Source organism: Sphingobacterium hungaricum (assembly GCF_015210005.1).
Lineage (GTDB): Bacteria > Bacteroidota > Bacteroidia > Sphingobacteriales > Sphingobacteriaceae > Sphingobacterium > Sphingobacterium hungaricum.
Map to the genome: position 1 here is coordinate 1,123,729 of NZ_MU158698.1, position 20,302 is coordinate 1,144,030.

The following is a 20,302-nucleotide window of genomic DNA, read 5'->3' on the forward strand; positions in this document are numbered from 1 at the left end:
TGTCAGTTTGACAGCCATTTTTTGTTATAGGATTTTGGAGTAAAGATTAAGTAGCAAGGAATAAAGACTGATCCTATCTTGAAGCTTAAAGCATAAATCCCTTATAGCTTCTTCAGCTTTACTAATTTCGCATTCTTGCCAGAAATAGAAATATCAATTTGATCTGATAATTGCAAAACCGATCCATTCATTAAATCTACTAACTGATAGCTTGCATTCTTATCCAAACCCAGCCAAGCATTTGACAAACTGATGTTCTTTTCGTTTTCATCATAATTAAACAGGGCAACATAAATTTCACCCTTCTGTTTTTTGATAAAAACCGGAGAAGCATATTCGTCTGTGTGAAGGGGCACAAATGCTTTTCCATCTTGAATAACCGACCAGATATCCGTCTGATTGAACAACTTTTTGGTTTGTTCGTTCCATTTTCCACTTATCGAAAAATCATCACCAAAAACGACTGTACCGGTCACCAAAGCCGAATAAAAACGAGCGATATTTTCTTCGGTTGAAGCATCTTTGAACACCACATGATCCGCATCTACATAATCGTACAGATGCGTTTGCCACCATCCATAAGTCGTCGAATTCAATGTGTAGCGCGTATCTTTAATGGAGCTAAACGCATCGCAAGCTATTCGGCGCACATGAACATAAGGCGCCGTTGCTAGGCTGGGAGAAATGGCGGCATACACCAACATTTTTCCATCCAATTGCTGGATCAGATAATCCATTCCTACACCGTAAGCCTGCATTCCGGTGCTGACATTAGGGTCCGCAAACTGCGTAGATTCTATTGCGGCATGGCCCAAAAAATCAATTTTTATCATTTCAAATCCGCATTCTTTCATTTTTGAAATGACTAGAGCAATCCGCTTTTGCGTAGCAGGATGTGTAGGATCCATTGCCCTAGCACCATCAATATCATGGTATCCAGACTTCACTTTTGTCCATGCCTCTCCGTAAGTTGCATCGGAACCTTCAACCCTTCGCTCGCCGCCACCTGCGAAACCCCAATCTGTAAATGGCGCCCAATAAATCCCAGGCTTCAGCCCTTTGCTTTTTACGTAATCCGCAAATTCTTTAAGTTTCGAATAATCACCTTCCAATCCGCCTTTCAACAAATTATCCCAATAGGAATCCAAATCGATGTAGACCGATTGACCAGTTGGCAAATTCTTTACGCTATCCGCAAAAAAATCAGTTACCTTCAGAATTTTATCGTAATTCAATGCGGTCTGCATAACGCCCCAGCTATTCCAAGCGACTGGAGTTTCTTCTTTCCATGCATGTACTACGCGTGTCTGCAACGCTTTTGTTTGCAGCGCAAATGCGTTCATGCCTTCTCGCCAATCCGAAAATTGTCCAACGAAAATTTTAGCAGAACTTATTTTCGAACCCGAGATAGATCCGTGAGGCATGTCATCCCGATTTAAATCCTTCTGCGTAAAACCGACGATCGCTTCTAGGTTCACCTGATTATCGCTTAGTTTCGAACTAACTATTCCCGATTTCCAAACCTGCTGTTCGACGGATCCGATCACAAATCCATTTTTCGAATTCTCATGATACAAAGCACCGACTTCAGCACTTTCAACCGATTCTATGGATTTTATCTTCTTTGAATCGAAACTAATAAATGTATCGTTGTCGAAAGGAGCTAACAAAGATTGATATTCACTTTGGTTTTTTAATTGAAGAACTCCCCGAATAGGGATTAAATGGTTTGAAGTCAATATCTTTTTCGTGTCCGAAAATTCAAGAGCGACCAAGACATAATCCTTGTTATCGAAAACAAAAAAATGCTGTTCTAAATCAGGCAAGTCTGGATCTGAATGTTTGAAAATATGTTTGATTCCTTTTCCAGACGCATCTTTAAAAGGAACTTTTGAGTAGGTTCTATTTTTGTACCCTTTGGAATCTAAAATAATCCCGTTCACGGTCGCACTTGAAAAAGCATCTTTTAGCCAAACGAATCCATCATTTGAAAAAGAAAATGTGCCTGATTCCGTATCGTAATTTATCTTACCATTCTTTCCAAAAGAAATTTCTGTTGCAAGCGCTGATTGAACACCGCAATACATCAGAAGAAAACAAAGAACATATCTCATAATTAATTTTTGCTTGTTTTTACGGTTTTAAATTCGCCGTTAAGCTTAATTTTCACCTCTTTCACTTCAGGTGAGGCTAAAGAATAGGAAATCACTTTTCCGTTTTTCCATTTCATGTCGACCGTCACATTTCCTCTAGCCCGCAAGCCTTTGACCTCTCCACTTTCTTTCCATGCATCGGGAATTGCAGGCAACAAATCAATAAAACCTTCTTGCGACTGCACAAGCATTTCGGTCACGCCAGCGACATATCCAAAATTTCCATCAATCTGAAAAGGCGGATGTGCACAGTACAGATTTTCATAAATCCCGCCTCCTTCATTGTAATCAATTCCCTCTCCCCCAACTAAACTAATGAAGTTCCTTAAAATTTTATAGGCGTGATTTCCATCTTGTAAACGAGCCCAGAAATTCATCTTCCAAGCCATCGACCAACCTGTTGATTCATCACCACGAGCGGTTAAACTTACCAAAGCCGCCTTTGCCAATTCTGGAGTTTTGTTCACACTGATTTGCCGACCGGGATGAACTGCAAACAGATGAGAAACGTGGCGATGTTTGTTTTCAGGATCATCTCGATCCGTTTCCCATTCTTGCAGCTGTCCCCATTTACCGATTTTTGGTTTCAACAGATTATCCCGAAGATTTAAAATATGGTTCCTGTACGCTTCGTCAATTTTTAATGTATCAGCGGCTTCGACATAATTGGTAAACAGGTCATATATAATTTGCTGGTCATAACTCACTCCATCTTCCGTTGGGCCATGTTCAGGTGACCAGCCATTCGGTGCGACAATTGTTCCGTCAGGCCTGCGTTTTAGATGATCGTCCCAAAACTCAGCGATTTCTTTCAGAATCGGGTACGCAAAATCTCCTAAGTACGTTTTATCTTGATTGAATGCATAATGTTCCCACAATGCTTGGGCGTACCAAGCACTTCCGGGAGTATTCCACAGAAAACTTTCGCCACCAAAAATATTATTCTCCGTCTTTACCGTCCATCCGCGAACTCCTGGGAATTCCTCTTGCGTATTTCGCTTTTTCACTTCTCGCATCGAATTGATGTAATCCAAGTAAGGCCAATGCAACTCCGCCAGATTGCTCGGTTCAGCTAACCAATAATTCATCTGAATATTGATGTTCGAATGGTAATCCGAACGCCAAGGTGGGTTATTGCTATTATTCCATAGCCCTTGAAGATTCGCTGGCAAACCACCTTTTCGTGAAGAGCTGATCAGCAAATAACGTCCGTAGTTAAGCAACAAGGTCTCTAATGCGGGATCTGCTTTTGATTTATAGCTGATAATGCGCTCTTTGGTTGTCAGAAAATCAGTTGGGCTACCTGCCCCTATCTGAAGCGCAAAGCGGTTGTATAATTTTTGATAATCGGCAATGTGATTCTTTTGGATTTCAGAAAATGATTTCTTCCCAATCGAAGCAAGCACTTTTTTATTCTTATCCACAGGATTTCCTTCACGCCATTGTTTGCTGCGCAAAGGACTGTAATCTGTTGAAGCGGCAAGGTAGATCGTAAATGCATTGACTTTGTCAAATTGAAGTTGCTTATTGCCATTCTCCCCATCGATCAATTTCACCGTTCCGCCTTCATGAATAATTTTTAAGGTTGCGTTATATTTTAATCCATTGTCCAGCGCACCTCCAAAGACCAATTCATTTTGGCTTCCAATAATCTTCGATTCATGCGCATCCTTCAAACTGATTTTTCCTGAAAGCGAACCTTTTTTATTCGCCTGATAATGAAAAGCAAGAACTTGATCCGGATGGCTGGCTAAATAGGTTCGCTCGAATTTAACCTGATTGGCTGAATAACTAATGGAATGGATTGCCTGATTGACATCCAATTTCCGTGAATAATTTTCCGGCGAAGCCGAATGATCGAAATCGATAAACAAATCTCCAAATGCTTGGTAAGATCCTGTTTCCTTCTCATCGCCCGTCCAAAGCGAGTTCTCATTGAACTGGATCTGTTCTCTATTTACGCCTCCAAAAATCATTGCACCCAAACGTCCATTTCCTATCGGATAGGCTTGCGTCATCCAATCTTTTGCTGGCTGATTGTCGTAAAGTGTACTAACATTATTTTTTTGCTGCGCAAAAACAGGAAATTGAACAAAGAGTATTAGGGTGTATAAAATGGTTTTTTTTGAAAACATGCCTCGGTTTTATGGTTTGAACGAATACAAAATCGCTGAATAAATAATTCAGAAAAAAAATAGTACGATTGATAATTAAATATAGGAATTTTTAATTGTAAATTTAATTGAATTGCCAATTAATCAAAACGTGTCTCTTGTAGCGTAAGAAAAGTAGTAATCGTTTAACGTTATTGGAAGCAATCATTTATTAAATTATAAAATCAAAATAACATGAAATCAATTATTTATTTGTTGGGGATGTGTTTGTCATTATCATTTTTTTCTTGCAATAAATCTGATGAGTTAAATGACTTAAACCTTGAAGAATTAGATGGAACTTGGCAACTAGTTTATGCGGATTTTGGCAGTGAAATATATTTTGGAAAAGGTCCTTTGATAGAAGACGGCTACATTATATCTTTTGATGGCTCTGGAAATTTTACTTCAACCCAATTTGATGATTGTCAAAAAGGAACCTATGAAGTGGAAGAAGGCTACATCACGTTCACGTTTGATTGTCCTAATTCCGGAAATTTGCTTTCTTCAGGAATTCAAAAAGGGAATTATAGTTTTGACGACGGATTTTTGTATTTAACACCAACTTATATGGTTTGTATTGAGGGCTGTTACTCACAATTTAAAAAGATTTCTGATTAACTTCGTAAGGGTTTACTTCTTACGAAATGAAATTTAAAATTTATAATTGAGGAGCCTCAGTATTGGAGCTCCATTATTCAAGAAAGCAACTTCCTTTTGTATTAAATCCAAGTAGTAAATCCAGAAGGCGATTTAGTTATTTAAGGTATAATAATAAATTCTACTAAATTGACTCGCGTCTACTGTAAGAAATTTCGGCATACTCATCTTTGATAATGCTTCAATTATAGCTTTGCACTCCTTCAAATTTCCTCGATGAATAATTGGATTTTCTAATAATCCATCATTATTTATAAAAGAAACTATGTTCATGTCAATAGCAGATGAATTTAAATCAGCATGGATAAATATTTGCTTTTCAAGCGCAAATACATTCACTGCTTCATGAAAACGATGCTGAATAGTTTTATCTTTTTGAACATAAGTTGGTGTTTCCAAATCTACTTGAAAAGATACAGGTCTACCGCTATGAATAGATTGCCATCTTTTCTCTTTCTTTATAAAATCTGCAATCAAATCTTCATAGGGGCTAAGCTTCACGGGAATTAGTACGCCACCTTTTACGAAAAATCGAACAGTGGTATTACTAGGCACTAATTTCCAGTCGAAAAGCTGATTTTTATGCAAGCTATCTAAATAGTTAACCCATCTTCTTTTAAACTTATCCATACCTCCTCGAGGCTGAAAATGCATAGGAACGGACTCAAAAATTTGATCAGTTGAATATTCTTTGGTTTGAACATATATTCCATCTGTATAAGCATCAAAGCGAAAAACTCCCTTAAACTTCGTATGGCCGTTAATAGTTTTTAGATTATTGCTGATTTTATCAGAAATATCACTAGCAATTTGTTCAGAAATCCTCCCTTCGGAAACAAAAACATAGTTATTCTGGATTGTATCAAATAACACCGTAAATTCAGATGAAAAACCTCGATAGGGCAATTCCTTTAAAGAATGCTTCACTATTTTATTCAGCTCAAATTCAATATTTTGAGAAAATACAACTATAGGAAAAATTAAAAGGCATGAAAAAATAAACTTTCTCATAATCGAGATTTAACTTTCAAATAAACATAACTAAAAAAGCCCACTTTTCAGCGGGCTTTCTCATTTTATTTTTTTTAAAAAATTAAGCTTGAGGAGCCTCCGTATTTGGAGTCTCTGTAGCAGGCTTATTTTCTTGTTTTGGTTTATCTTCACGTGGAGGACGAGGCAATAGAGCTTTGCGAGAAAGTTTCATCTTACCTTGCTTGTCCACATCTAATAATTTAACAGTTACCATATCACCTTCTTTGAAAATCCCGTCCATCGTTTCGTAACGTTTCCAATCGATTTCGGAAATGTGCAACAAACCGTCTTTTCCTGGCATAATTTCAACGAATGCACCAAATGGCATAATTGATTTTACTTTACCTTCGTACGTTTCACCAACTTCTGGTCTAGCGACGATGTTCTTGATACGTGTAACCGCTGCGTCGATAGCATCTTTGTTATCCGCAAAAACCTGAACGATACCTTTGTTATCCACCTCTTCGATTGAGATTGTAGCTCCGGTCTCGCGTTGCATTTCTTGAATGATTTTACCACCGGGCCCGATAACAGCTCCGATAAATTCTTTATCAATTGTCAATGAAATAATACGTGGTGCATGAGGTTTGAAATCTTCACGAGGAGCAGAAATCGTTTTCTTCATTTCCTCCAAAATATGAAGACGAGCTTCTTTCGCTTGATCCAATGCTTGAGTCAACACTTCCCATTTCAGACCGTTGATTTTTAAGTCCATCTGACATGCTACTATCCCTTTTTCAGTTCCTGTAACTTTAAAGTCCATGTCACCTAAATGATCTTCATCACCTAAAATATCGGAAAGAATTGCATATTTTCCAGATTTTTCATCGGTGATCAATCCCATTGCAATACCTGAAACTGGCGCTTTTAATTTAACACCTGCATCCAATAAAGCCAATGTTCCTGCACAAACCGTTGCCATAGAAGAAGAACCGTTGGATTCTAAAATATCAGAAACAACACGGATTGTGTATGGATTTTCAGAATCAGCTGGCAATACTTGTTTCAACGAACGCAAAGCCAAGTTACCATGACCAATCTCACGACGACCCGCACCGCGGTTTGGTCTTACCTCGCCTGTAGAAAATCCTGGGAAATTGTAATGCAAAAGGAATTTGTTGTAGCCATTGATAAATGCTCCATCGATCATTTGCTCATCATCTTTTGCTCCTAATGTAACTGAAGTCAATGATTGTGTTTCACCGCGAGTGAACACAGCCGAACCGTGAGCTGCTGGCAAATAATCTACTTCTGACCAAATCGGACGTACCGTACGTACATCACGTCCGTCTAGGCGTTTTCCTTCGTCCAATACTAAATTACGAACCGCATCGTATTGTACGTCATGGAAATATTTCTTCAATAAGAATTTAGTTTCGTCATCAACCTCTTCACCAAAAGCTGTTTTGAATTCTTCGAAAATTTCTTTGAATTTCTCAGAACGATCGTGTTTCGCAGATGCTGAAGCAGCGATCGCATACACTTTATCGTAAGTAGAAGCAAAAATCGCTTCACGTAATTCAGGATTTGAAGGCTCGTGGTCGAATTCACGTTTTGTGTTCGAACCTACTAAGTTTGCTAATTCAACTTGCGCAGCAACTTGTTTCTTAATCGCCTCATGAGCAAAAGCAATCGCTTCTACCATTTCAGCTTCCGAAATCTCATGTGCTTCACCTTCTACCATCACGATGTCTTGTGCTGAACCAGCAACCATAAATTCTAAAGTCGCATTTGCTAATTCAGATAATTTAGGGTTAATCACCAATTGACCATCAATTTTCGCTACGCGAACTTCAGAAATCGGCCCATTGAAAGGAATATCAGAAACTGCAATCGCTGCAGAAGCCGCTAAACCTGCCAATGCATCTGGCATAATATCTTTATCAGCTGAAATCAAGGAAATCATCACTTGCACATCAGCATGGTATGTTTCAGGAAATAATGGGCGCAAAGCACGATCCACCAAACGGGAAATCAACACTTCATAGTCCGACAAACGTGCCTCACGACGTAAAAATCCGCCTGGGATTCTTCCTGTAGAAGCATATTTTTCTTGGTAATCAACAGAAAGCGGTAAGAAATCCACTCCTTCTTTTGCGTCTCTTGAAGAAACTACAGTTGCCAAAAGCATCGTAGCGCCTTGTTTTAACACAACAGAACCATCAGCTTGTTTCGCTAATTTTCCTGTAGACAATTCGATTGGAGCTAGGTTGCCTCCTAAATCGATTGTTACTTTTTTTTCGTTATAACTCATCTTGTTTACATTGTGGTGCATTTGCGTCATTGAAAGATGCACCGAATACTAAAAATTTTTAATTGCCACAAAGGTAACTAAAATCTTAGCTATAAAATACAATGCACAAAAAAACCTTTGGGATTATATTCAAAGTAAAAAGAAAAGGATAGTGTTGACGAGTTTAGGGAGCTGGTCGCCCATAAAAAAAGCCATTTGCTTGAGCAAATGGCTTTCCAATAAATTCTAAAAGTTTATTTGATGATATCACGTAAACCTAAGCCTTTGATAATGGCACGGTATCTTTCGATATCTTTTTTGTACAAATAAGCTAACAAAGAACGACGTTTACCTACAAGCATTTGTAGAGAACGTTGAGTGTTAAAATCTTTTCTGTTTTTTTTCAAATGCTCAGTTAAGTGAGCGATTCTTTTAGTAAATAAAGCTACTTGTCCTTCTGCAGAACCTGTGTTTGTTGCTCCTCCCGCAAATTCAGCGAAAATGTCAGCTTTGTACTCTTTACTTAAATACATTCTTGAATAATATTAAAGTGTTAAAATTTAATGAATTGGACGCAAAGGTAATAATTAAAAAGTAAAAAATCAAAAGTAAAAAACTGGAAATTCAAAAACCAGCATGCGGGAATGGATTGAATTATTTTTTAATTTTTGGATTAAGATTACGACTAAAATGTTTTTTGTGAAGGTTTTCTATGAAAGTTTTTCTGTTAAAATTAGTTACAAAACCTGATTCTTCACCTTTTTTTAAGTTTCTAATCAAATCTGATTTCGAGAACTTTTCAGCTTTCATTTCTTGTAAATTTATTTTCCATAAAACAACTGTTTTACACCTTAATATAAATCTTCTTTTTATCCAAATAATAACAAATCACCCACATAATTGCTAAAAAGCAAAGCGAATAGACAAAGGAGCCGAGTTCAGGAGGACCAGGGATTTGAGCACATATATTTTTATAGAACCAATTGATCGCATTGGTGTAAGTAGCTATGCCTTCTTCATTTATCCCGTCAGGAATTCTAAATAGGCTGACAAAACGAGGTAGAAGTCCGCTTAAAACGAAGATAAACAATGGGTTTTTGCCAAATACATCGAAGAATTTTGTTAATCCATTTTTGACCTGCAGAACTTCGATCAGCCAAATCATCGAACCTATAGTGAGAATGGCCAATGCAGTCGTGTAAACAACGAAGGAACTTGTCCAAATCTTTTTGTTCAATGGAAATCCCAATGACCAAAACTGTCCAATCACGAATAAGATAAATCCGATTACCAATAATCCTGAGATAAGCTTATACTGTTTTTCGATGGATTTAGGCGCTTTAGCCCAAAGCCAAGAAACCTCTCCTTGATTTTTGATAAATATTCCAGCAAGATAGCCAAACGTCACTTGGACGATAGCTGGCAATGTACTAACCAAACCTTCCGGATCAAAAGGAACACCTTCGCCTTTGTACATGTGCGCCACACCTAAAATTTGTTTGTCGATCGCTGTTCCAAACCAACCTTCCAAGCTGTATGGATCTGGCGTACCCAAGAAATAACACAATACCCAATAAGCAAAAAGAATAAGTGCTGAAACAACAATTATAGCCTTTGGCTTTAAATAGTATGCGATAATGGAAGCAAAGAAATAACATAAGGCAATGCGTTGCAATACACCTAAAATCCGGATTCCTTTCGTCGGATCTTCTGGATTCACCCAATATTTAAACTCTAAGACATCATCAACCCATTGCACAAAAGGCCACCAATTGATAAATAAGCCAATCGCAAAAATCAAGACTGTACGCTTAATTACTTTTTTCCAAAAAACCGCATCACCGGCTTCCTGTAATTTAGGAATGACAAAGGACATGGCATTGCCGACGGCAAATAAAAAAAATGGAAAAACCAGATCTGTCGGTGTACAACCATGCCAAGGCGCATGTTTTAATGGCGCAAACATACTTCCCCAACTTCCCGGATTGTTGACTAAAATCATCAAGGCCACGGTTGCACCCCGAAAAACATCCAAAGAATAATAGCGCTGCTGCATGTTAGGTTTAATTTTAGGCTAAGATAAGGAAGATAGACAGGAGAGGCGAAAAATTTTTTTAAATAATCATAACGAATTACAAATTAAACTTGAATCATCGGTTTCAACAGCATTATAGTGGTATGAAATAGGTGTAAAAAATTCAGTTAAAGATTGGTACAAAATCGGCTATTTTGCAAAAGTTAATCATTATCAAGCTATTTCAGATGAACTAATCTGGCACTGTAAATTATGATCATGTTAAAGCTCGGTTAGACGAGATGGCCTCGTTTCCAGAATTCATTTCAGTAGATAATGAATTCGGCAAATTGTGGTCTGAAAATTAAAGTATTTTTTACGCACATTGTCGCTATTGCTAGGATGATTTATTAAACTTTATAGAAAACAGGCAAAACACATTCAAGAAAATAATTTTTCAATAGGCTTTCATCAATCCCCTTTGGATTGTGTCCCAGAAGCCTTTTTTTTTAAGCAGTAAACAAATTATTTAAGCTAAATTTGGTTTAAACTTAAAGGTAAACAAATCTTTCAAAATTGAAAAAACTAGAAGCATCTATTGTAAAAAGCCTATATTTTTCAAGTCCGCAATCTACTGCTGACTTAAGTAAATCGCTTTCTAAAAGCGTCCCTAACGTCACGAATGTGATTTATAGATTGTTGGAGGAAGAGATGATTATGGAAAACGGCTTAGCACCATCTACTGGAGGACGAAGAGCAGCACAATTCTTATTAAAAAAAGAGAAATTACCATTACTAATTTGCCTTGCAATTGACCAGCACTTCACACAAATTTGCGTTTTTGACTTTCGAAACAACTTTATTATTCCTCCAAGAACAATAAAAAATGATTTATCTGAAGGAAAATTAGCATACGAACGAATTGTTAAAATTATTACTGAAGTTAACAACAAACTTGGTCAAGCTGCCTATTTAATCGGTATTACGATTCCAGGATTTGTAAATCATACAAACGGAATAAATGATTCCTATGCAACGACCAATCCTTTATATAATTTAAGACAAAATATTCAAAACCATTTTCAGGTACATACGTTTATCGAGAATGATTCAACAGCAATAGCCATAGCGGAGCATAAGTTTGGAAGAGCGCTAAACTCAAAACATGCGCTAGTGATAAATTTAAATTGGGGTGTGGGGCTCGGTATGATCATCAACAACCAATTATTCCGTGGTCACAGTGGATACGCTGGCGAATTCAGCCACATTCCCTTATCAGAGCAAAATGACTTATGTTCTTGTGGTAAAAGAGGCTGTATAGAAGTCGAAGCTTCTTTGCTATCCGCAATTAAATTTATCAAAAGGCAATTAGAGAATGGCGTTCAAAGCAGCATTAAAAAAAATATGCAAACAGGAGAGATTGAATTCCAAGATATCATATCATCAATCCAATCCGGAGATCAATTAGGTATTGAAGCCACTAAAAAAATCGCACATATTTTAGGCAAGGGTATAGCGACGCTCATCCACATTATGAATCCAGAAAAAATAGTAATAAGCGGCAGAGGAGCTCAAATCGGAGAATTGCTTATTCCATCCTTACAATCTTCTGTACTAGAATTTAGCATCCCGCGACTTTTGCAACACACAAAAATTCAAATTTCAAACATACAAAACCCCCAATTGCTCGGTACCGCCTGCGTGATAATCGAACAAGCGAGCTGGAATAATTTTCAAGCAACTGTAACTGCAAGGGAATTTATCTAGCTAGATAATAAAATAAACACTCGAAATACGAAAATAACACCTCTATTTTTTGACCAACTTAACTAATATTTTCTCGAGTATTTAAAATTTAAATTGAAATATACACTAAATTAAATTAACACAATAATAACGGCTACTTAATAATATTTTTAAAAAGTTTTGATTTTTTAAGTAAAATTTATTTACTTTGGATTAAGTAAAATAATAACTAGCCAAAACTTGGAAAATCTTAAGCTTCAAATTGTTAAAAGTTTATACTTTTTAAAACCGCAATCAATTGCGGAATTAGCTTCTTCAATTGGTAAGAGCGTTCCTAATATTACGAAGGCTGTAAATAATTTACTTCAAGAAGATTTAATAATTGACAGTGGATTAGCGCCATCTACAGGAGGTCGAAGAGCCGCTCAATTCGAGCTAAATAGAGAAGTACATCCTTATTTAATTGCTGTAGCGATAGACCAGTACAAGACTAGCATTACAGTTTTTGATGTACATAATAATCAGCTAGTAACTCCTAAAGAGATTGAAAACCCTTTACTGGATTCTGATCGAGCATTTAAAAACGTTATCGATTTAATAGAAGAAACAGTAAATCTATTTTTAGGGCACTCATTTTTAGGAATCGGAATTACGATGCCCGGATTTGTAGAACAAAAAACGGGTATTAACAATTCTTACACATCAAAGAATCCACTTTTTAAGTTAAAGGATCATATTCAGCAACATTTCAATCTTCCTACTTACATTGAGAATGATTCATCTGCAATAGCAATTGCAGAGAAAAAATTTGGAAAAGCGATTCAGAGCCAAAATGCACTTATCATCAATTTAAATTGGGGGGTAGGGCTCGGAATGATTGTTAACAACCAATTATTTAGAGGCCATAGCGGCTATGCTGGAGAATTCAGTCACATACCACTTTCTAATAACAACAAATTGTGCTCTTGTGGTAAAAAAGGATGCATAGAGGTAGACGCTTCCCTCCTTTCGGCGATAGAATTTGTAAATGAAAAAATCAAATCTGGTGAGGAATCTGTTTTAAAAACGCTATCGACCAGCGCTACTGATTCCGAAAGTTTGATAACCGCTGTTCAAAACGGTGACCAGCTTGCTATTTCCGCTGTACAGAACATAGCCTATATGCTTGGCAAGGGTATCTCAACACTCATTCACATCATGAATCCCGAGAAAATAATCATCAGCGGTCGAGGTGCCGACTTTGGAAACATCTTGCTATTGTCTATACAGTCTTCCGTTCAAGAATTCAGCATCCCTAGGCTATCAAAAAACACAACTATCGAATTATCAACGTTAGAACATATTCAACTGCTTGGCTCAGCCTGTGTCTTGGTGGAGCAAGCTAAATGGAAAACCAAACAATTACAATCAACAGAAGCATTAACTTAATCAACTAAAAAATGAGCAAACTTTACCTAAAAAGTTGTACTTTAATGTTCTTCATACTTCTGGGTATGCAGGCATTATTTGCGCAACAATCTGTCACCGGGAGAGTGTCAGATACGAATGGAGCAGTACCGGGAGCTACTGTTTCCGTTATCGGAACAACAAAGGCTACTTCAACAGACGCTACAGGTTCTTTTACCATTCAAGCCAGCAACGGTGAAAAATTAAGAATTTCAAACGTAGGCTATTTAACTCAAGAAATCACAGTTTCTGGCACTTCAATTAATATTACTTTGGTAATCGATGATTCCGCAGTGGAAGAAGTTGTAGTCACAGCGATGGGCGTAAAACGTGAGAAAAAATCATTGGGTTATTCATTCCAAGAGATTCAAGGGGCAGCGTTGACCGATGCGCGTGAAAACAACATCGCGAACGCTTTGGCAGGAAAAGTAGCCAATTTGCAGGTTGTCAAAAGTGGTGGCGGTCCAGCATCCTCGTCAAAAATTATCTTGCGTGGATTTAACTCTATAACTGGTGATAATCAACCTTTAATCGTTGTAGATGGTGTACCGATGGATAATTTTTCTGGAGCATCAAATAATGACTTTTGGAATCCTTCGGCTGATATGGGAAGTGGTCTTGGAGATTTAAACCCTGAAGATATTGAAAGCATGTCGGTTCTAAAAGGTGGAGCTGCATCTGCTTTATATGGTTCAAGAGCTTCAAACGGAGTAATCTTAATCACGACAAAAAGCGGCAAAGCTAAAGACGGCGTTGGTATATCTTATTCAACGATAACTGGAATCGAAAATATCTTTATGACACCTGAATTGCAAAGTGATTTTTCACAAGGTGCTGGTGGAGTTTACGGGCGATTAGCTACTAGTTCTTGGGGTGAAAAAATTACTGGTCAAGAGGTAGATACTTGGAATGATTCAAAAACAAATCTGAAAGCTTATGACAACATGGGCACATTCTTTAAGACTGGATTTAGCACGACACAAAACATCAACTTTCAGCAGGCCATTTCTGATAAAGTAAATCTGTATTCTTCTGCAACCTACTTACATGATGACAGTAAAACACCAGGTGTTAAGCTAAACCGATTAAATTTAATTAATCGAGTTACATCTAAATTTGGCGAAAGAAACCAATGGTCTACCGACATTAAGGTTCAGTATATGAAAAACATGGCGCAAAACAGAGCTGTAGGTGGACAAAATGATGGAAACTATTACGCACAACTTCTTTTATTACCGAGGTCTTTAGATATTTCACAATTTGAATCTGGAATGGACCAATTGGGAGCAACCCAAACTTGGTATTTAGAAGATTCTGGAATGAATCCTTACTGGGCAGTAAATAACAAATTAAGTAATGATTCAAGAGACCGCTATTTAATGAATGCCACAGTAAAATACGATTTCAATTCTTGGTTAAGTGCTGACGTACGTTTTGGTTCAGATAGTTATAATACTAAATACGAATCTAAAACATATACCGGTAGTCATATCAATAATTCATACTCAACTAGTATGGACAAATTTTACGAAAACAACTACATAGTTAGCTTACATGCAAGAAAAGATAATCTTTTTGGTAAATGGGGTGGAGCATTCTCTTTATATGGTCAAGTGATGGAACGCAACAGAAATTCATTAAGCATTTCTGCGGGTAATCTTCGAGTACCAAATCTATTTACTGTAAACAACAACATTGGTAATCCAGGAGTGACAGAGTCAATTAACAAAAAACAAATCAACTCGGTTTATTCAAGTTTAGATGTTAATTATGATAATTTCTTTTACCTTACGTTAACCGGACGCAATGACTGGTCATCAACTTTACATCCTGATAATAACAGCTATTTTTACCCATCGATTAGTACGTCCTTTGTTATTTCTGACTTAATCAGAAAAAATGGAGAGATGCCTTCTTGGTTTAATTTTGCGAAAATAAGAGGTTCTTATGCAGAAACTGGTAGAGACATGGATCCATATAATTTATACAACACCTATACAATTGGAAATGACCCAAATAATGTAACAACAGCGTCTAAGCGTCAGACAAAATATGATGTTGGTGTTGTCAATGAATTGCAAAAAAGTTTTGAAGTGGGTTTCGAAACTAAATTCGTAGATAATCGCATTGGGTTTGATTTCGCTTATTACAAAAACAATTCGACAAACCAACTATTGGAAATTCCGATGAACAGTCTTTCTGGTTATCAACGATTTAAAGCAAACGCAGGGGATATCCAAAATGAAGGTTTTGAAATTGTTTTCAACGCTGAGATTTTGAGAAACACGCAGTTAAAGTGGAATTTAACAGCTAATGTTTCTAGAAACATTAACCAAATCATTGAGCTACATCCAGAAGCGAAGCGCTTGAGTTTAGGTGGTATCGATTATGTAAATATTTTTGCCGAAGAAGGAAGAAACTACGGAGCAATATATGGAACGAAGTTTTTACGAGTTGAAGACCCTGAAAGTATACACAATGGCAAATTGATTTTGACTTCTGAAACAGGTTTGCCTTCGGCAGCAAGTGGAACACATTATATGGGCGACCAAACTGCGAGAGCGCTAGCTGGTATTACCAATTCATTCAATTACAAAAATTTCGGACTTAGTGTTCAAGTTGATGGTCGATTTGGAGGAAAGTTCTTCGCTGGAACTCACAGAGCCTTGCAATTAGCAGGTTCTGCGGAAGAAACGGTTGTCAATGGAGCTCGAGAAAACTTCATTGTTGAAGGTGTGAAATTAGTGAATGGAGAATATGTACAAAATGATAGAGAGGTAAGTCCTGAAAATTATTGGACAGCTGTAGCTGGAACAGGTAATCTAGGTATTACTGAACAAAATATATTTGATGCTACGAATATCCGTATTAGAACTTTGATGCTGAGCTACAGTATTCCAACGAGTGTGCTAAAATCATCAGTAGTAAAAAGCGCACGTTTCGGACTATCAGTAAACAACTTGGCAATGTTAAAAAGTAATAGCAAAGGGGTAGATCCTGAATCCACGTTTGCTACAAGCACGAATGCGTTAGGATTTGAATACCTTTCATTCCCTACGTCTAGATCTTATTTCTTAAATATTTCTGTTGGTTTTTAAATAAAATATAATGAAAAATATATTATCAAAAATATCCATAGCACTTCTGATCACAGGGCTATCTGCTTCTTGTACAAAACTAGAAGATATCAATTTTGATCCTACGGCTGCTAACGACCAACAAGTTAGGCCTGAATACTTTTTGAACAATTCAATAATCGGAGCTCAACAAGATCCACATATTGCGGAACGCATGTACGTTTATTATTGGAAAACTGCAGCACGCCACCATAGCATGAACTACATCAATCAGGGGGCTGACGATGATGGATTTAATGGCGATTACTGGCGATACATTTCCGAATGGTTGAACAATGCAAACTCTGCAATCGAAGTTGCTGACATTAAAGCTACTAATGGTACAGCAGAGTCCTACAATGAGAACCTTAAACACGTTGCCCGTATTTGGAGAGTTTATCTAATGAGCGAATTGACAGACAATTTTGGCCCTGCTCCTATAGAATCATTTAAAGGAGTTAATCCAACATTCGATTCGGTAAAAGATGTTTATTACTATATGTTAGCTGAGCTTGCGGATGCACCGACAAAGTTAGACATAACTATTAGTGGCGATGAAGTTAAAGCTTATGATGCTGCGTATGGATTTGAATGGGATAAGTGGATTCGTTTTGCGAACTCTATGAGAATGCGTTTAGCTATGCGTTTATCAGAAATTGATCCAGCAAAAGCAAAAACTGAATTTGAAGCGGCTCTTGTTGGCAATAAATTCATTGAATCATCGGCTCAGAATTTTTCCGTTCAAGAAAAAGATGGATGGGATCCATTAACAGGAGTAATGTCTAGAACTTGGAATACTCAAATTCTTTCTGCTACAATGAACAATATCTTTGTAGGGTTAGGCGGAATAAAATCAGCAGATCAATTTGAAAACCCCGATATCATAGCTAAAGTAAAAGAGGAAAATGATTTTGGAACACGTTATTTTAATAACTTTTCAATTAAATCAAATGATCCTTCACAAGGTTATTATTTAGATGGGTTGCCAAACAAAATGGATCCACGGGCTTACAAGGCATTTTTCTTGCCAGGAAACACATCAGACCCTAACTATTTCCCTTCTGCAACTAATCAAGCGGCGACAATCAAAGTTAGCGATACTAGAACAGATAACTTAGATACTAAGTATACTTGGAATGCATTTTCAGGTGGAACTTGGGGAGCCAAAGCATCTACGATTGTTTTAAGGGGTCAGAATGGTAGACAGCCAGGAATGGTAAATAAATTTAGAACAAGTACTCAAAGAAGAATTTTCTTCGCTTCTTGGGAAAGCTATTTCTTAATTGCAGAAGCATCTTTAAGAGGATGGGCTACGCCATTATCTGACAAAGCCGCTTATGAAAAAGGAATTGAAGAAAACTTCGCTTATTGGGACGTAACTAATCATTTAACGGCTTACAAATCGTCGACAGAATATAATCGTGTTGGAACTTCTGTAAGCTATGATCACGTAACTGAACCTGCAACATCTTTCACTATCAAATATAAAGATGCTTATACTGGGGTAGAAGGTACTTCGCAAGTTGCTTACCCTTCTAATACGATCTATAAAAATGGAGCGGTTAAAAACGATAAACTGACCAAAATTATCACCCAAAAATACATCGCTTCATTTCCATATTTGGCTTTGGAAGCATGGAGTGATCACAGAAGGTTGGGATTGCCGTTTTTTGAAAACCCTGCCATCGAACAACCTATAGCAACAATGCCTCAATTAACAGATGGGAATTACACTAAAAATCAAGTAAATTTCTTCCCACAACGATTGAGATACCCATCTTCTTTTAGAATAGCAGATCAGGCAAACTATGATTTAGCTGTTGGCCTATTAGGACAAAATGGAGATCAAATTTGGACGCCTTTATGGTGGGCAAAACAAAATTAATCGGTATTTATTTAAATTGATAAAAGCGCTCAAAATTTGAGCGCTTTTCTTATTTTTAGAAAAAGTATTTTCATGAAAAATCTGATCATTTTAGCACTTTGCATTATTAGTATTCAAGTTTCTGCTCAAACCCCATCCAAGTCCAAATGGTTTGAAGATGCCCGTTACGGAATGTTTATACATTGGGGATTGTATTCTGGAGCCGAAGGCTTGTGGAAAGGGGAAAACTTGCGTTACGAAAATAATTATGCCGAATGGATTCGCTATCGCAATCGCATTTCAAAAGAAGAGTATGGCGAATTAGCACAACGATTTGTTTGGGATAAGATTGATCCAGAACAATGGGTTCTTTTAGCAAAAGAAGCAGGCATGAAATACATCATTATGACTTCTAAACATCATGATGGTGTCGCGATTTGGGATACGAAAATCGGAGATTATTCCCTTTCAAAACTGAGCGGAACGAATAGAGATGTCATTAAAGAATTAGCTGATGCTTGCCGGAAGCATGGAATGAAATTAGGGTTTTATTATTCCCATTGGCTTGATTGGTCTGAACCTTACGCTTGGGATCATAATCAAGAAGTAACTGGAAGAGTAACTGATGCACAATACAACCAATATTGGCAAGAGAAAGTAATCCCGCAATTAACGGAACTATTGACCAACTATGGAGATATTGCTTTAATGTGGTTTGATATGTGGATTCCCTATCAAGAATCGATCATTAAAAAAGAACAGCTCGAACAAGTCGTCCAGCTCATCCGCAAATTACAGCCAAATTGTTTGATCAATTCCAGATTAGGTTTGCCCACAGACCAAGAGAACGTTGACTTTGAAACGTTAGGCGATAACACATTTAGTTCTAATTACATTGAACATCCATGGGAAACGCCTGGAACTATCGCACATTCTTGGGGATACAACGGACAAGAGAAAGAATGGAAATCCACGGGACAGCTCTTCGAATCCTTGCTTTCGAACGTGAGCCTTAACGGAGGATTTACGCTGAATATTGGTCCGCGTGCTGATGGATCGGTTCCTTACGAAAGCATCACCCGATTGCACGATGTTGGCAATTGGTTGAAGAAATATGGAGAAGCAGTGTATGGAAATACAGGTTTAGGATTACGGACCAAACAGCATGATTGGGGAACCTTAACGACCAAAACAGAAAATGGGAAACAAGTCGTGTATGCGGAAGTATTTAACTGGCCTTTGGATAGCGTTTTGAGGATAAGTGGCATTACGTCCAAACCATCTCGGATTTCGGTTTTGAACGCAAGTGGAAATATTCCAGTAAAATTTGAACAATTTGGGCCATTGATGCATATTAAAATTCCGTCTGACCAACCTGATCCTTACGTTTCAGTTGTGAAAATGGAATTTGAAAAACCTGTTGAAATCAATAAAGAAATTGTCGGAGAATCTACTTTTGGAGGATTTTCAGCAAATGCTTTGAACGTGTTGGATTCAGATTTTAAATTTGAAAAATACAATGGCCTAAAGCCAAATCACTTGATCATCAATTCAGATAAATCAATTTCTTGGAAAATATTTATCGCCGAAAAAGGAACGTATAAAATTGACTTATCCACGCACAATCCAAATACTGTAGCTGTGCCTGTGAACATTACTGTCAATAAGAAAACACTGAAGGGAAGTATTTTGCCAGATGGGAAGATTACTGTCGAACCAAACATGAATTATTACACCGATGAATTTGTAGATCATCGAATTGGCGAAATCACAGTTGATCAAATCGGTGAGTACATAGTGACTTTCAAGATAGATGGATCGAATCCTCTCCTATTTAATCGCATTTGGATAGCGAAATAAAAAATAAATGGTTCGGTTTCTCTAC

12 protein-coding genes are annotated in these 20,302 nt (G+C 37.3%); 6 read left to right on the forward strand and 6 right to left on the reverse strand.

Annotated features, from left to right (window positions below; all coding sequences use genetic code 11):
- Positions 1-101 precede the first annotated feature (101 nt).
- On the reverse strand, positions 102-2,114 hold the full coding sequence (locus C4F49_RS08120; RefSeq protein WP_196935370.1) for an alpha-amylase family protein: 2,013 nt from the start codon (positions 2,112-2,114) through the stop codon (positions 102-104).
- A gap of 2 nt (positions 2,115-2,116) precedes the next feature.
- A complete protein-coding gene (locus C4F49_RS08125) occupies positions 2,117-4,288 on the reverse strand; it encodes a glycoside hydrolase family 95 protein (protein WP_196935371.1) in 2,172 nt (723 codons plus the stop codon).
- A 213-nt stretch (positions 4,289-4,501) separates the two neighbouring features.
- On the opposite strand from C4F49_RS08125, the gene C4F49_RS08130 reads away from it, so the two are divergent.
- Positions 4,502-4,927, forward strand: coding sequence for a hypothetical protein (locus C4F49_RS08130; protein ID WP_196935372.1), 426 nt, complete (start codon positions 4,502-4,504; stop codon positions 4,925-4,927).
- Positions 4,928-5,059: 132 nt separating this feature from the next.
- On the opposite strand, the gene C4F49_RS08135 is transcribed toward C4F49_RS08130, so the two are convergent.
- The 4 genes from C4F49_RS08135 to C4F49_RS08150 form a co-directional block, all read right to left on the reverse strand.
- On the reverse strand, positions 5,060-5,977 hold the full coding sequence (locus C4F49_RS08135) for a hypothetical protein (protein WP_196935373.1): 918 nt from the start codon (positions 5,975-5,977) through the stop codon (positions 5,060-5,062).
- An 82-nt stretch (positions 5,978-6,059) separates the two neighbouring features.
- Positions 6,060-8,252: a polyribonucleotide nucleotidyltransferase gene (pnp, locus tag C4F49_RS08140; RefSeq protein WP_196935374.1), complete on the reverse strand. Its 2,193-nt coding sequence runs from the start codon at positions 8,250-8,252 to the stop codon at positions 6,060-6,062.
- A gap of 233 nt (positions 8,253-8,485) precedes the next feature.
- Complete coding sequence (gene rpsO, locus C4F49_RS08145) at positions 8,486-8,764, reverse strand: 30S ribosomal protein S15 (protein WP_196935375.1); 279 nt, start codon at positions 8,762-8,764, stop codon at positions 8,486-8,488.
- A gap of 311 nt (positions 8,765-9,075) precedes the next feature.
- On the reverse strand, positions 9,076-10,287 hold the full coding sequence (locus tag C4F49_RS08150) for an acyltransferase family protein (RefSeq protein ID WP_196935376.1): 1,212 nt from the start codon (positions 10,285-10,287) through the stop codon (positions 9,076-9,078).
- A gap of 534 nt (positions 10,288-10,821) precedes the next feature.
- On the opposite strand from C4F49_RS08150, the gene C4F49_RS08155 reads away from it, so the two are divergent.
- The 5 genes from C4F49_RS08155 (at position 10,822) to C4F49_RS08175 (ending at position 20,277) form a co-directional block, all read left to right on the forward strand.
- Entirely contained in the window at positions 10,822-12,012 is a 1,191-nt protein-coding gene (locus C4F49_RS08155) for an ROK family protein (protein ID WP_196935377.1), read from the forward strand.
- Between the two features lie 219 nt (positions 12,013-12,231).
- Complete coding sequence (locus C4F49_RS08160; RefSeq protein ID WP_231388242.1) at positions 12,232-13,419, forward strand: ROK family protein; 1,188 nt, start codon at positions 12,232-12,234, stop codon at positions 13,417-13,419.
- Between the two features lie 11 nt (positions 13,420-13,430).
- Complete coding sequence (locus tag C4F49_RS08165) at positions 13,431-16,535, forward strand: SusC/RagA family TonB-linked outer membrane protein (RefSeq protein WP_196935378.1); 3,105 nt, start codon at positions 13,431-13,433, stop codon at positions 16,533-16,535.
- 10 nt (positions 16,536-16,545) lie between these two features.
- Entirely contained in the window at positions 16,546-18,438 is a 1,893-nt protein-coding gene (locus tag C4F49_RS08170) for a SusD/RagB family nutrient-binding outer membrane lipoprotein (RefSeq protein WP_196935379.1), read from the forward strand.
- 72 nt (positions 18,439-18,510) lie between these two features.
- Positions 18,511-20,277 carry an alpha-L-fucosidase gene (locus tag C4F49_RS08175; protein WP_196935380.1) on the forward strand — a complete coding sequence of 589 codons (1,767 nt, stop codon included), beginning with the start codon at positions 18,511-18,513 and terminating at the stop codon, positions 20,275-20,277.
- The last annotated feature ends 25 nt before the right edge of the window (positions 20,278-20,302 follow it).

Bases quoted from the DNA above. Each gene is read 5' to 3' on its own strand.
- C4F49_RS08120 (WP_196935370.1), bottom strand. From the start codon at position 2,114: ATGAGATATGTTCTTTGTTTTCTTCTGATGTATTGCGGTGTTCAATCA.
- C4F49_RS08125 (WP_196935371.1), bottom strand. From the start codon at position 4,288: ATGTTTTCAAAAAAAACCATTTTATACACCCTAATACTCTTTGTTCAA.
- C4F49_RS08130 (WP_196935372.1), top strand. From the start codon at position 4,502: ATGAAATCAATTATTTATTTGTTGGGGATGTGTTTGTCATTATCATTT.
- C4F49_RS08135 (WP_196935373.1), bottom strand. From the start codon at position 5,977: ATGAGAAAGTTTATTTTTTCATGCCTTTTAATTTTTCCTATAGTTGTA.
- pnp (WP_196935374.1), bottom strand. From the start codon at position 8,252: ATGAGTTATAACGAAAAAAAAGTAACAATCGATTTAGGAGGCAACCTA.
- rpsO (WP_196935375.1), bottom strand. From the start codon at position 8,764: ATGTATTTAAGTAAAGAGTACAAAGCTGACATTTTCGCTGAATTTGCG.
- C4F49_RS08150 (WP_196935376.1), bottom strand. From the start codon at position 10,287: ATGCAGCAGCGCTATTATTCTTTGGATGTTTTTCGGGGTGCAACCGTG.
- C4F49_RS08165 (WP_196935378.1), top strand. From the start codon at position 13,431: ATGAGCAAACTTTACCTAAAAAGTTGTACTTTAATGTTCTTCATACTT.
- C4F49_RS08170 (WP_196935379.1), top strand. From the start codon at position 16,546: ATGAAAAATATATTATCAAAAATATCCATAGCACTTCTGATCACAGGG.
- C4F49_RS08175 (WP_196935380.1), top strand. From the start codon at position 18,511: ATGAAAAATCTGATCATTTTAGCACTTTGCATTATTAGTATTCAAGTT.